The organism is Moorena sp. SIO3E8, from assembly GCF_010692445.1.
Lineage (GTDB): Bacteria > Cyanobacteriota > Cyanobacteriia > Cyanobacteriales > Coleofasciculaceae > Moorena > Moorena bouillonii.
The window spans coordinates 24,611-38,064 of sequence record NZ_JAAHHM010000071.1; the positions used below are offsets into that span (position 1 = coordinate 24,611).

Genomic DNA, 13,454 nt, shown 5'->3' on the forward strand with positions numbered 1-13,454 from the left:
TGGGTATGGTTTTGCCCCCCTAGCCCCCCAAGCGAGGGATTGCTCGCTTGGGGGGAACAAGACTTTCTTGCGTCCCCCAAATTTGATACCGTTGGCGAAATTAATATTTGTTTACACAAGAGTAGCAGATGGGTAACTTTAAGTTCATGCTCCCCCAGAATTGGGGGTTGGGGGGCTATAAAGACTGCTGTCTTCAGGCTGATATTACTAAATGTTAAATTCGCCAGCAGTATCAAATTTGGGGGACCAACGGGGGCTTGACCAAAACCAAATGTCGAGCATTCATTCCTTGATTCAGCAACGCCGGTAAAACTGGTATGGGCGTGCCCGGTGGTGTGAGCAGAAAATGAAAAACTATAGTAGTAGAGATACTCACACCCTTGAGACTCGGATGACTAACACAAGAAGAAAATCACCACACCCACCTGAAGTAGGGGGGGGTAGACTAACGAGCGCAGAAGTGGAAGGATTGAATAAGTCATTGGTTTGGAAGAAAACTGTCAAACAATTCTTGACCACAGCTGATACCGCGCACCCCACTACCATTCTAAACCGACAAGCTTAGGTGTGTTATTTTATACCATAACCAGTCTCAACCTTGGCCAAACTTTCCTCACCTCAGGGTGAACCCCTAAAACTCCTTATTCTTCTTCTTGAGCACTCAAATCAAGCACTGGCTCAGGAGCCAGTAAATTTTCTGGCATTTCTACTCCTTCTTCGTAATCTTCCTTTAACTCATTGCTATCGACATCTTCTTCTTCTAGGGTATCCTGTTTAGAGATGTCTGTAGTCTCTTTTTTGTATTCCGCAGCATCTTTAATGTCAATCTTCCAGCCTGTAAGGCGGGCGGCAAGGCGAACATTTTGTCCCTCTTTGCCTATAGCTAAACTGAGCTGGTCTTCTGCTACTAAAACATGGGCTTGACGTTCTTCTGGATTAACTAGTAGCACTTGATCCACTTGGGCTGGGCTAAGAGCGTTAGCAATATAGGTAGATGGGTCAGGAGACCAACGAATTACGTCGATTTTTTCACCTCGTAGTTCATTCACCACCACTTGAATGCGGGAACCTCTAGCACCAATGCAAGCTCCCACCGGATCTACATCTCGCTCCAGGGTATCTACAGCAATTTTAGTCCTTGGTCCGACATGACGAGAAGGAGGATTAGCTTCCCGTGCCACTGCAACAATCCTTACCACCTCATCTTCTATTTCTGGGACTTCGTTGGCAAACAGATAGACCACTAAACCAGCCGCCGCTCTGGATACCACCAGCTGAGGACCACGGTGAGGGCCTTCCCGGACTTTTTTGAGATAAACCTTAAAGGTGGAGTTAATGCGATAGTTATCATTGGGGAGCTGTTCCCGTTTGGGCAGTTCAGCTTCTACCTCTGGCCGACCAAAACCACTGCTGAGTGCCATAATAACAGACTGCTGCTCAAACCGTAGTGATCGAGATTGCAGAACAGTTCCTTCTAGGTCTTGAAACTCTTCCTTAATCAGCTTACGCTGTTGGTCTCGGAGTTTTTGAGAGAGCACCTGCTTGGTTTGAATCGCTGCCATGCGACCAAACTCTCCTTGGTCTGGAGTCACATCCAAAACCACTGAATCTCCCAATTGTGCTTCAGAGGCAACTTCCTGGACTTCTTTGAGAGAAATTTGATGGTCACTATTTTGTACCTCTTCGACAATGGTTTTGGTAGACAAAACGCGGAAGCCTTCTTCTTCAATATCAAGATCGACTTCAAAGTTGTCAAAATATTCTTCGTCAAAATGAAATCGTTGGTCTAGCCGTTGAGAACGGCGATAGCGCTCATAGCCTTTTAGCAGTGCTTCTCTTAATGCCTGTTGAACTGCAGACTTAGGTATATTGTGGCTTTGACTAATTTCTTCTATCATTGCCTTAAGTCCAGGCAAACTAACTATTGACATCAGCAAATCTCCGTCTTAAATCTATCCATGGCAATTGTGTTGGGATTTAAAGTAAATCAAGTTAAACTTCAATCCTCAATCTTGAAGCTTCTAGGGCAGAAGCACTTGTATATCTATAGTCGAGCCATTGTATTTACAAGTACTGCCCCCCTACCAACCTTCAAGCAAAATTTAACCCCCATCATCGAGTTTTACTCTGGACACGAGCTGACGGGGAATGGCAAACGCGCGACCCTTGAGATTGAGATAAACTCCGCTCTCATCCCGGCGAATTAACTGCCCACGCCACTCTTGCTGCCCCTGATAAGGTTCAGATGTCTGAACAATCACACCAAACCCTTTGAAAGAAATGAATTCTCGGTCTGTGCTTAAGTCCTGTGTGATCCCAGGACTGGAAATTTCCAAAACGTAGGTGTCTAAAATGATGTCCTTAGCATCTAACTGAGCTTCTAAAGCACGACTCATGCGTTCACAGTCATCCAAGCTAGTGTCACGAATGGGGTTGCGGATATAGACACGCAGCACGGGTGGGCGTCTGTTGGTCTGGAAGAGAGCCTCTACAATCTCTAATCCTAAATCTTGAGCCAATGGCGTGGCTAAATCGATTAGTTGTGGAATCAGGGGATGAGTCATGGCACCAATCCAATAAAAAAAGTGGGGTCAACCCACTTCATGGCAAATTCTTTTCCAAGAAGTCTAACCGCCCAAAAGCTTATGGACATCTACATAGCACAAGCCCAATGTCTAGTGCTATGTTTGAGTCTAACGCAATTAGCAACTCAAATGCTGGCCTGATCAAAACTTGAACATGGGTAGTTTTGAAGTCTAATCCCTGCTTGGTGTCTGGTGCGTTGGCACTTTCCCACTTCACAGCCCTTTTTCTCAGGTGCTACCCGTGGCGAATTTAATTCGCCGTTCGCGCCCCGCGTCTCCTACGAAGAACGGAAAACGCACCTTAGAGCAAGCTGACCCTAGAAATCAACTTATTTTTTGTTTATAAATAATTATTTTAACTTATGGTCATTATTCTGTCAAACTTTGATGAGTTTATTTCAATATTTACAATAATAATTTTTTTCTGTTTTTTATCCTGCATATGTTATCCTAAATTAAAGCATTCAGTGATGATCAATTATATGTTAATAAATATGATTTATTAAGTGATAGTTTACTATGAAAATTTTTATGTAAATGTTTTTAATAGCTATAATCTACAAATTCTTCTTATATTTATTATTTCCTATTCTATCTTACCTGTTCCGATGAGCCGCTGTTGCCTGTTCCATAAAACCTAGTACGAAAGTAGCTAACCTAATTTAAAACATCTATAGTACTCTTACTGAAATTTTTGACGAATTGCTCTGGTTTCATCTAAGATTTTATCTAAGTCTTCTTCAGATAAACGCCGGACATAATTTATTTTGAATTCCTCTAACCAAGCTGTGATCAAATACTGAATCTCCTGTAATCTATCCTTGGTCTTAATTTCTGCCCCTAAGGCTTCCCTTAAATTTTTCAGTAGGTGTTGCAGGAGTTCGTCGGCAACTGGGTCTTCTTGTATGAGAGTATTAATCCCATCATAGAGTGCCTGAAAAATGTTTTTCACCAATTCCTCTGTTAGTTGCTTCTGGAATTGTCCCAGTCCTGGTACATTCTGAAGTCCCTGATAAAGTGTGGACTGTTTAAGCCCCATGTCCACATAGTGTTTCATGAGAGCCTCTAGATCAGGACGAATTTTGGGTAAGACTTGATCAACCGTCATCTTTACCATGATGGTGGTGAGTTCTGACACTTCATCAATGTCATTAAGGTCAATGTAGGGGCGGACTTCCTGTTGAGACAACCATTTGGTAATTTCACCCCGGCTAATGGAGTCCTGAACTTCGTTAATAACTTGAATCACGACCACTTCCGTCATCTCTTGAGCAATACTGGCAACAAATCCGGAGCGGATTTCTCTGGTAATTACACTCAGGTCTATTAATTTAGCTTGACCTAAGCGAATGGTAACGGGAATAATTCGTAACCACCGCCATAAGGGTATTAGCAAAAATATGTCATACCAGCGCCACAGCATGGCATTTTGCCACTTGAGTCCAGTGTGACGGCGACTGATCAACCAGGTACGAGCCAAAAACTCCGTACTAAATAAGAGAAAAAATGGGAAGTCAATCAGTCCGAATAGGTCTACGAATTCGCCATTTTCTCCAATTGGACGGTAATAGTTAGTTTCTATTAAAGGTTTAATCTCGGTGTTAAAAAATCCCAAACCTTCCTCTTGACTATGGCTTCCTAAGTACTTTTGAGTCCAGAACTCCTCAAATGACTCTTTTGCTGAATTGTTAGGATTTTGTATATGCTTACGCATCTTATTTTTCAGCTTTTCCAAGTTTCCAGTTTTATTGGCTACTTGGAAAGGATTCGTGTCAATCATTTCTGAGCTAAGTTCGCGCAGATCCTTGAGTTTTTTTTCTACTTCTATAGACGATAATCCTATGTTTTTAATCTGGTTTTCCAGTTGCTCAACTTTGTCCAAATATTTTTGAGTATCTAGGTTGTCTTCAATACCTTTAACTGGGTCGTATAACGGAGTGATATCAGGAATGGGAATCGAGAGAGGAAAGCCTTTGGATTTGATCGGACCAATGGTAAAGCTAAATACCTGAATTTTTTGATTTAGCCAGAAATCTCTTAAAGGGATATAGCTGAGGTCAAAGAACACTAAAAGGAGATTAATCAAGGCGATGATTGCCATTAATCGTTCAAACCAAAGAATGCGGCGGGTTTTAACTTTATTAGGTATTTTGACGAATTTTTCTAATTTTTGTAAAGATGACATGGGGAAACTTGGGCTTTCTACCACTGGATGCTGATGTTTAACTCAGATGTATTGAGTGTCTCAATCAGCCATTCCTTCCTGATAATACAGTTCTAGGGGCTTTTTTAGGATTTATTCTGATTCAGTAGTGTTGACTTTGACAACTAAAAGAATTTAAGCACTTAGCAATAATGCCTTATTAGAGGCATTCGTGAATTGAATTGCTATAAATTTTCACATCTGATTTTAAAGCGCTATAGTACGAAACTAGGGCGTGTGCTCACGCCCTAGTTTCGTACTATATTTATAAAGCTTTTTAAGTCCCTTACCGCATTGTGACAAACTCTTCTGCAGAACTGGGATGAATGCCAACAGTAGCATCAAAGTTAGCTTTGGTAGCTCCGGTTTTCAATGCGATCGCAATTCCTTGAATAATCTCTGCTGCATGGTCTCCTACCATATGAGCACCCAAGACTTTGTCAGTGTTTTGGTCAACCACTAACTTCATCAGGGTTTTTTCATCCCGACCGGGTAGGATATAGTACATCGGTCTGAACCGAGAACGATAGACTTTTACCGCATCCCCATATTTCTCCCGTGCTTCGGCCTCACTTAGACCAACAGTAGCTGCTTCGGGTGTGGTGAAAATTGCAGTTGGGACATTCTCGTAGCTCATGATCCGGGATTTGCCGCCAAATACGGTATCGGCAAAGGCACGACCTTCATTAATCGCAACGGGAGTTAAGTTCATGCGGTTAGTACAATCCCCTACCGCAAAGATATGGTCTTCTGTGGTAAGACTGTACTTATCGACTGCGATCGCACCGTTTTCAATTGCTACTCCAGTATTCTCTAAACCTAGATTCTGGATATTGGGTATACGACCTGTGGCAGCTAAACTGACAGCATCAGCAACTATAGTTGTTTGTGATTGTCCTTGTACCGTTAAATTCAGACCGGCTGATGTCTTTTCAATAGCGATGATCTTACTGTTATTTAGCACGCGAATTCCATGCTTCTCCATGGCTTGTTGAATTTCGGAACCGATCTCGGCATCAAATCCCCGTAAAATCTGATCACGACGAATAACCACCGTGACTTCAGAGCCTAAGCCATTGAGAATACAGGCAAACTCGACACCAATATAGCCACCCCCAAGAATCACGATCCGTTTCGGTTGTTCCTTGAGGTGGAAGATATCATCAGAGGTAATCGCGTTTTCAATTCCGGGAATATCGGGCTTGACCGGATGTCCTCCTACTGCAATCAAGATTTTCTGTGCAGTTACTTTGCGTCCGCCAATGTCTATGGTGTGGGAATCCGCGAACTTAGCATAACCCTGAAACAGTTCCACTTTGGAGTTATCCAACATACGTTGGTAAATGCCATTGAGGCGTTCCGTTTCCTGATTCACTGCTGTGATCATTGTTGTCCAGTCCAGGGTACTGTGTACCTTACTCCAGCCATATCCCTGTGCCTCTTCAAATTGATCAGGAAAATGGGAGGCATAAACCATCAGCTTCTTAGGAATGCAGCCACGATTTACGCAAGTTCCACCTAAACGGTCAAATTCTGCAATGCCTACTTTTGCCCCATATTCTGCGGCTCGTCTAGCTGTAGCAATTCCTCCGGAACCTGCACCAATAACGAATAAATCAAAATCGTAGCTCATGACTCCCCCAAACTTCTGAATTACTATTCCGTGGAAAGATTACTTATTTTATCTAGATAAACGCAATAGCCGTTGAAGGGAAAATTTTACTGATCCCCCAAAATACTAATTTTTGTTTAGCTCTCAAGTAAATCCATGATGATCAGGACTGATGCACCAAACTGAAAACAGTAGAGGCATTGCAGGTAACGCCTCTACTGATAAAGCCTTAAGTAAGGTCGGAGGGATGTTACTTTTTAGCTGACTTCAAGTAGTTCAGCATTGTATCTGCATCTGAGACCTCGAAGGGATCAGTAGGGCAGTTATCTTCATAGCCGGGTTCTACAAACATTTTTTCAATCTTACCGTCATCTACCACCATGGAGTAGCGCCAAGAACGCATACCAAAACCGAGATTATCTTTTTCTACCAACATCCCCATTTTGCGGGTGAATTCCCCATTACCATCGGGTAGCAAGAAGATATTCTGAACCCCTTGCTGTTTGCCCCACTGGAACATCACGAAGGCATCGTTGACCGATAAGCAGATCACTTGATCAACCCCTTGTGCTTTAATTTCCTCATCAAGTTCCTCATAGCGGGGTAAGTGGGTTGATGAACAAGTGGGTGTGAAGGCACCAGGAAGGGAAAATAGCACGATACGCTTACCGCCAAAAATTTCCTGTGTAGTGCGGTCTTGCCAGCGGAAGGGATTGGGTCCAGCAACTGACTCATCTCTGACTCTGGTCTTAAATACTACGTCGGGTACTTGATTGATAACCATCTTGTCTTACTCATTCCTTTATGATTGTTACTCTTTAATCGTAGTCGTAACGAGTATGAGTTGTCAAGGAAATTGAGCAGATTTAGTTAAATAACAGTTGACGGGTAACCGTCAACTGTCAAGCAACCCTTAATTCTTGATTTTGATGGCTGTGCCAGTGGCAGTAATCAGTAGCAGCACCCCCTTTTCATCAACGTTAATTGTGCCAGTATCCATAGCAATGCCAATCACAGCATCTGCTCCTAGTTGTGAGGCACGTTGTTTTAATTCTTGGAGGGCTTCTTGGTGTCCTTTTTCAAAGACTTTTTCATAACTGCCAGTACGTCCTCCGATTAAATCTCGAATACCAGCAAAGAAATCCCGCAGTGCATTGGTGCCGTAAACCACCTCAGCAGTGACAACGCCCAAATACTCTTCAACAATCGCACCTTGAATAACATCAGTAGTGGTTACAATCATCAGTCCTGCCTCAAAAAATGGATCAAATGCAACTAGAATAGCTAATTTCTACAGCTCAATCATGAAATTATCGAAATACAACGACTTAATGGCATGCTACACCATCCTGACGTGCTGCCCTTTGCACCGCAGCAGCAACTGCAGGAGCGACTCGCTCATCAAATGCTGAGGGAATGATATGTTCTCGATCTAAATCACTGGGATTAATCAGGGATGCGATCGCAAAAGCTGCTTCGAGACACATATTCACGGTAATGCTTGACGCCCGACAATCTATAGCGCCACGAAAAACCCCTGGAAAAGCCAGAACATTATTAATCTGATTGGGATAGTCACTACGACCTGTAGCCATTACTGCTACATCATCTACTACCAATTCTGGCTGAATTTCCGGTATAGGATTAGCCATGGCCATGACAATGGGCTTCTTGGCCATGGACCTGACCATGTCTGGGGTTAGAACCCCAGGTACACTCACCCCAATAAACACATCGGCATTGCCAATGGCACCAGCGAGAGTACCCGAAGCATCCACAGCAAATTCTTGCTTTTGCTCAGTCAAGTTAGGGCGTTTAGTGGAAATAATGCCTTGGGAGTCGCATATCCAAATTGCACCTGCACCAGCTTTACGGAGTAACCGGGCAACTGCCATACCGGCAGCGCCAGCTCCATTAATAACAATTCTTACTTCTTCTAGGGATTTTTTAACTACCTTCAGGGCATTGGTCAAGGCCGCAAGGGTGACAATAGCCGTACCGTTCTGGTCATCGTGAAATACTGGAATATCTAACTCCTGGCGGAGTCTGGCTTCAATATCAAAGCAACGGGGAGCACTGATATCTTCTAAGTTAATACCACCAAAAACCGGCGCGATAGTTTTAACGGTTTCCACGATCTGATCCGTATCTTGGGTAGCTAGGCAGATAGGAAAAGCATCAATACCAGCAAATTCTTTGAACAGCATTGCTTTACCTTCCATCACTGGCAAAGCGGCTTCTGGCCCTAAGTTACCCAACCCCAACACTGCACTGCCATCGGTGACCACAGCAACCATGTTGCTTTTAATGGTAAAGGAGTAGACCTGTTCTGGGTCAGATGCGATCGCTTTACAAATCCGACCTACACCAGGAGTGTAAGCCATAGCCAATTCAGATTGATGCTTGAGGGGGATTTTGCTGTTTACACTGATTTTGCCACCACGATGGAGGTTGAAGGTGCGGTCATAGACATTTAGGATTTGGACATCGGGAACTTCTGACACCGCTTGTACAATCTGTTCAGCGTGTTCACTGCTAGCTGCATCTACGGTAATCTCACGAGTAGCAATTTTCCGAGTTTTCTCCACCACCATAATTTCTCCCAATTGACCGCCAACAGATGCGATCGCTTGAGTTACGCTGGCTAACATCCCGGCACGGTTGGGGTATGTTAAGCAAATAGTCAAACTGAAACTAGGATTTGGGGTCAGGTCTACCATGCTGTATGATCTGGGATTCTAGAAATATCTTGGTGCAAGCTGATTTCCTGCTATTTCAATCTAGACTAAACTAGACTTTAGTTCATAGTTGATCGCAAGCATGGGATAGGAATAATTTAGGAACCGAGGATATCAAGAGGATTCTAGCTTCCAATCAACTGCCAGAACCGATCATCTTCTGAAATAGCCTCAAAATCTGGGTCATTACTCGCCTCTTCCCGATACCTTGGATTTAGCTCAATCGCCTGCTCTAGGTTTTCCACAGCTAAGGTGACTTGACCCTGGGAAGAATAAACGATTGCTTTGTTATAATAACCAGCAGCATACTCAGGTTGAATCTCCAAAGCCCGATTAATGCTTTCCAATGCCTGATCATTCTGTTCTAGCTTGACTAAGGTAGAACCTCTGTAATTCCAGGCTTTGTGGGAGTCGGGATTTAATTCAATAGCCTTGTCAAAAGAAGCAACAGCTTCTTGGTATCTTTCTAATACATCCAGAGCCATGCCTCGATTCAACCAGGCTACTGTATTATCTGGCTGAACTTGGACAGCTTGGTCGAAGGATTCAAACGCCTCTTCATGCTTTTGTAGCATTCCCAGTGCGACTCCTCGGTCAACCCAAGCTTGATGATAGTTTGGCTGAATTTCTAGGGCCTTGTCATAGGAAGCGATCGCATCTTCGTAGCGTCTCAACCGTCTTAGGGTCATGCCCCGGTTTAACCAGGCTTTATAGTGGTCTTGCTTGAGTTTAACCACCTTATTCAAAGCAACCACTGCTCCTTCATACCGCCGGAGTTCCATCAAAGCCAGACCTCTTTGATACCAGCTATCTGGGTCATCTGGCTTAAGCTCAATTACTTTGTCATAGGACGCGATCGCATCTTGATACTGCTGTAATTCCCATAATGCCATACCTCGCTGATACCAAATATCAGGGTTATTCGGTTGAAGGTCAAGAGCTTGATCATAGGAAGCGATCGCATCTTGATACTGCCCTTGAGAGAATAGAGTATTCCCCTGATTCACATAGTCATCTGGATTCAAGAACAACTTAGGATGGTTCGATTTGAGGCGTTCTAATTGTTCCGTCAGAGTTTGAGTGTTTTGCAGCACTTCAGACAGAGCAGCTTCTGCAATTGATGTTGGGGAAATCTCTGCTAGTTGTTGTATAATTTTATCCTTCTCGGTTTGAGCATCAGATTCCACCTCAGACAGCTGAGCAGCCAAGGTGGTTTCCAATTTGTCCAGATTCTGAAGGATTAGATCTTTTCGATTTTGAATGTCCGACTTTAAATCAGAAAGTTTAGTTTTAGCCTCTGTTTCTAATTTTTCCAGACTCTGAATGGTCTGAGCATTCTGGGTTTGAATTCCTGACTGAGAGTCAGACACCTGAGTTGTTAAATTAGCCTCTAGCTCTTTCAGATGCTGGAGAGTCTTATCGATTTGCACTTCAATCTTCGACTGGGATTTTGAAAGTTGTTCAGTAATGTCATTTCCTAATTGCTCTAGCTTCTGAAGAGCTAAATCGATTTTCTGTTGAGCTTTTTGTTCAGCCTCCACCTTAAGGTCAGATAGCTGAGGAGTAAACTCTGTCTCTAGCTGTTTTATATTTTGTAGGATTAAATCCCTTTCCTGTTGAGCCTTTGATTCAAGTTTAGACAGTTCAACAGCAAACTCAGTCTCTGATTGCTTAAGTTTATCCAATACTTTATCTTGATTCCCTTTGACATTTGCTTCAAGTAAAGATAATTGAGGACCAAAATCAGAGGTAAGTTTTTCTAGATTCTGGAGGTAACTGTTCCTTTCTTTTTCAGCCGTTGCCTTAAGCTTAGACAGTTCAACAGCAAACTCAGACTCTGATTGATTTAGTTGCTGCAGTACTTTATCCTTATGTTCTTGTACATTACCCTGAAGTTCAGATAGTTGAGGAGCAAAGTCAGCCCTTGATTTTTCTAGGGTTTGCAGGTAATCTTCGCTTTGTTTTTGAGCCTTGGCTTTCAAGTCAGACAGTTCGGAGCCAAACTCAGTCTCTGATTGGTTCAGTTTCTTCAGTATTATTTCTTTCTGGGCTTGTACATCCGCCTGGATTTTCGATAATTCTGGAGTAAATTCAGCCCCTAATTTTTCGAAATCTTTTAAAGTTAAGTCCTTTTGGTTTGCCGCAGTTTCTTTCAGGTCAGACAGTTCGGAGCCAAACTCAGTCTCTAATTGCTTCAGTTTCTTCAGTATTGTCTCTTTCTGGGCTTGCACATCCCCCTTGAGTTCAGATAATTGGGGGGCAAACTCAGCGCTTAAGTTTTCTAGATACTTTAGAAAACTATCCCGTTGCTTTTTAGCGTCTTGCTGGAGTTGAGACAGTCTTGATGCCAAGTCAGTCTCTAATTGTTCTAGCTCTTGTTGAGTATCGGTTTTTTGCGTCTTGATTGTCGTTAATGCCTGTTGCTGGGACTGAGACAATTTTGATAGCAGCTTAGATAGATTTTCTCGTTTAACACTTAGGTCTTGTTTAAACTCTGCCGCCTGCTGTTCTAGCTCCAAGGCAATGTCTTCAGTTTTTTCTAGGATACTTTGAACATTTTTATTAGCACTGGCAATCCTATCTTCCAAGTCAGTCAGTTCATTGAGGTGAGCTCTCACGATTTGGGCAACCTCACGAATCACAGACCTTCTTAGCAGCCACAACGCTGCGATCGCAGCCACCAGTAGCAGTACCAGAGTGACCAACACAACCAGCAAAACATTAGACAGGAGCGTCACCCGCTGAAAGCTAAGATTCGCATCAGTTTGAACTTGCTTTTGACTTGAGCTCTGAGCGACTATCTGTTTTGGAGGGTCAGGTTCGATGGATTGGGCACTGCCAAGGCCAACAGGCAACAGGAAGAATGACAAAACAATAGTGCTTCGCCACACCAGTGCTAACATGTCTTGATTTTTACGCTTCATCAGAACGTCCTTTCTCTGTTGGTCATGTTGTGCTGCCCATAGAGGCTCTATCTTAGGTGCCAAGATCAACTCCCCTACTTAAATCCATTTCTTCTAGTTTGCCACCTCCATGACTGAAAGGGTTAATGCCCTTTGATTCCAATGTGCCAATCAGTAGACCAATCAGTAGACCACAGTTAACACACTTTTGGTTACACCAACAGGTTCTTCTCAGCTTACCCCCTAATCAGCTATGGGGCTATCCAAGCTATAGCAAATCTTCAAAGTAGCACTACGGATGCAGATGGCCAGAGGTCGGGATGACCAGATCGGGAGATGGCCAGATGAAATTGATGTGCAATTAATCCACGAATTAACGAGAATCCCTACCTTCAGCAAGGCAGGGATTCTCGTTAATTGGTATAATGTAGTATACTGTCAAGGAAACTTAGTACTAGTGCAGGGGAAACCGAAATAAGTGAAATGACCAGCTCCGACCTCTGTAGATGAAAGTGGTGACTTATTTCTGCGAGCCTGGACTAGGTGGAATCAGTAAAGTTTACGTTCTTCCCACAAGAAGCAGTAGTACGGTACACTGCCCAAGCCAGCATTAGTCAAAATTGATACCTTTATGACTGGGTTGGGTTCACAATTGTCTTCCTCAGATATCAAATCTAGGTTGGCCTGGTTAAAGAAGATGCCTGAAACCCGGCTTTTGATAGCTTGGAAATTATGGGCAATCCCAAGGAGCACAGATGACAGCTTTTGCCAGACTACAGCAAAGGTTGGTTTGATGGTTTCGTTAATTGTTGTTAGCATGTCAACACCCTTTATAGTATGGATTGAAAAAAAATTGTCTTAAAATGCACCCTTTTATACCCATGGCCTACTTGCACTGCTTCAACCTTTCCAAAAGAAGCAGTAGTACGGCACAGTGCCCAAGCCAGCATTAGTCAACATTGACACCTTTATGACTGGGTTGGGTTCACAATTGTCTTCCTCAGATATCAAATCTAGGTTGACCTCGTTAAAGAAGATTCCTGAAAACCTGGTTTTTATAGCTTGGAAATTATGGGCAATCCCAAGCAGCACAGATGATAGCGTTTGCCAGACTACGGAAAAGGTTGGTTTGATGGTTTCGTTAATTTTTGTTAACATGTCAACACCCTTTATAGTATGGATTGAAAAAAAATTGTCTTAAAATGCACCCTTTTATAGGCTTGTCAAGCTTTCACTTGTTCCACTGCTGTCTGCGGATCCTGTTTACCCGTGAGCTGTGCCATTGAAGACACCCTCATTAGCGATACCACAAGCCTGAAGACATCTAGCTAGTAGCTATTACGGGTGGTTTCACCCATAGTTATGGCTACCATGGTTTTTTACTTGAGCTGACAGCAAGAGAACTAGTGAAAA

11 protein-coding genes are annotated in these 13,454 nt (G+C 43.2%); 1 reads left to right on the forward strand and 10 read right to left on the reverse strand.

Translation table 11 applies throughout. The annotated features are described in order from the left end of the window. Positions 1-641: 641 nt before the first annotated feature. From nusA to F6K46_RS24835, 8 genes are all read right to left on the reverse strand, one after another. Positions 642-1,931 carry a transcription termination factor NusA gene (gene nusA, locus F6K46_RS24800; RefSeq protein ID WP_293054318.1) on the reverse strand — a complete coding sequence of 430 codons (1,290 nt, stop codon included), beginning with the start codon at positions 1,929-1,931 and terminating at the stop codon, positions 642-644. A gap of 171 nt (positions 1,932-2,102) precedes the next feature. Further along, a complete protein-coding gene (gene rimP, locus F6K46_RS24805) occupies positions 2,103-2,564 on the reverse strand; it encodes a ribosome maturation factor RimP (protein WP_070395891.1) in 462 nt (153 codons plus the stop codon). Positions 2,565-3,267: 703 nt separating this feature from the next. Further along, a complete protein-coding gene (locus F6K46_RS24810) occupies positions 3,268-4,794 on the reverse strand; it encodes a hypothetical protein (RefSeq protein WP_366664724.1) in 1,527 nt (508 codons plus the stop codon). A gap of 280 nt (positions 4,795-5,074) precedes the next feature. Next, the gene (gene gor / locus F6K46_RS24815; protein ID WP_293054324.1) at positions 5,075-6,421 is read right to left on the reverse strand and encodes a glutathione-disulfide reductase; all 1,347 of its coding nucleotides are present in this window, start codon (positions 6,419-6,421) and stop codon (positions 5,075-5,077) included. A gap of 229 nt (positions 6,422-6,650) precedes the next feature. Continuing rightward, positions 6,651-7,184, reverse strand: a complete 534-nt coding sequence (locus tag F6K46_RS24820; RefSeq protein WP_293054327.1) for a peroxiredoxin — start codon at positions 7,182-7,184, stop codon at positions 6,651-6,653. Between the two features lie 129 nt (positions 7,185-7,313). Continuing rightward, complete coding sequence (locus tag F6K46_RS24825) at positions 7,314-7,643, reverse strand: YbjQ family protein (RefSeq protein ID WP_293054330.1); 330 nt, start codon at positions 7,641-7,643, stop codon at positions 7,314-7,316. An 85-nt stretch (positions 7,644-7,728) separates the two neighbouring features. Then, a complete protein-coding gene (locus F6K46_RS24830) occupies positions 7,729-9,120 on the reverse strand; it encodes an NAD-dependent malic enzyme (protein WP_293054333.1) in 1,392 nt (463 codons plus the stop codon). 143 nt (positions 9,121-9,263) lie between these two features. Then, the gene (locus F6K46_RS24835; RefSeq protein ID WP_293054336.1) at positions 9,264-12,125 is read right to left on the reverse strand and encodes a tetratricopeptide repeat protein; all 2,862 of its coding nucleotides are present in this window, start codon (positions 12,123-12,125) and stop codon (positions 9,264-9,266) included. 214 nt (positions 12,126-12,339) lie between these two features. Here F6K46_RS24835 and F6K46_RS24840 point away from each other — a divergent pair, with 214 nt between their 5' ends. Then, the gene (locus F6K46_RS24840; RefSeq protein WP_293054339.1) at positions 12,340-12,519 is read left to right on the forward strand and encodes a hypothetical protein; all 180 of its coding nucleotides are present in this window, start codon (positions 12,340-12,342) and stop codon (positions 12,517-12,519) included. Positions 12,520-12,590: 71 nt separating this feature from the next. Here the strand turns inward: F6K46_RS24840 and F6K46_RS24845 are convergent, their stop codons facing one another. Together F6K46_RS24845 and F6K46_RS24850 are read right to left on the reverse strand one after the other, a co-directional pair. Then, a complete protein-coding gene (locus F6K46_RS24845; protein WP_075904793.1) occupies positions 12,591-12,860 on the reverse strand; it encodes a hypothetical protein in 270 nt (89 codons plus the stop codon). Between the two features lie 81 nt (positions 12,861-12,941). Further along, positions 12,942-13,199 carry a hypothetical protein gene (locus F6K46_RS24850; protein WP_293054342.1) on the reverse strand — a complete coding sequence of 86 codons (258 nt, stop codon included), beginning with the start codon at positions 13,197-13,199 and terminating at the stop codon, positions 12,942-12,944. Positions 13,200-13,454: the final 255 nt, after the last annotated feature.

Bases quoted from the DNA above. Each gene is read 5' to 3' on its own strand.
- F6K46_RS24830 (WP_293054333.1), bottom strand. From the start codon at position 9,120: ATGGTAGACCTGACCCCAAATCCTAGTTTCAGTTTGACTATTTGCTTA.
- F6K46_RS24840 (WP_293054339.1), top strand. From the start codon at position 12,340: ATGCAGATGGCCAGAGGTCGGGATGACCAGATCGGGAGATGGCCAGAT.
- gor (WP_293054324.1), bottom strand. From the start codon at position 6,421: ATGAGCTACGATTTTGATTTATTCGTTATTGGTGCAGGTTCCGGAGGA.
- nusA (WP_293054318.1), bottom strand. From the start codon at position 1,931: ATGTCAATAGTTAGTTTGCCTGGACTTAAGGCAATGATAGAAGAAATT.
- F6K46_RS24820 (WP_293054327.1), bottom strand. From the start codon at position 7,184: ATGGTTATCAATCAAGTACCCGACGTAGTATTTAAGACCAGAGTCAGA.
- rimP (WP_070395891.1), bottom strand. From the start codon at position 2,564: ATGACTCATCCCCTGATTCCACAACTAATCGATTTAGCCACGCCATTG.
- F6K46_RS24825 (WP_293054330.1), bottom strand. From the start codon at position 7,643: ATGATTGTAACCACTACTGATGTTATTCAAGGTGCGATTGTTGAAGAG.
- F6K46_RS24845 (WP_075904793.1), bottom strand. From the start codon at position 12,860: ATGCTAACAACAATTAACGAAACCATCAAACCAACCTTTGCTGTAGTC.
- F6K46_RS24850 (WP_293054342.1), bottom strand. From the start codon at position 13,199: ATGTTAACAAAAATTAACGAAACCATCAAACCAACCTTTTCCGTAGTC.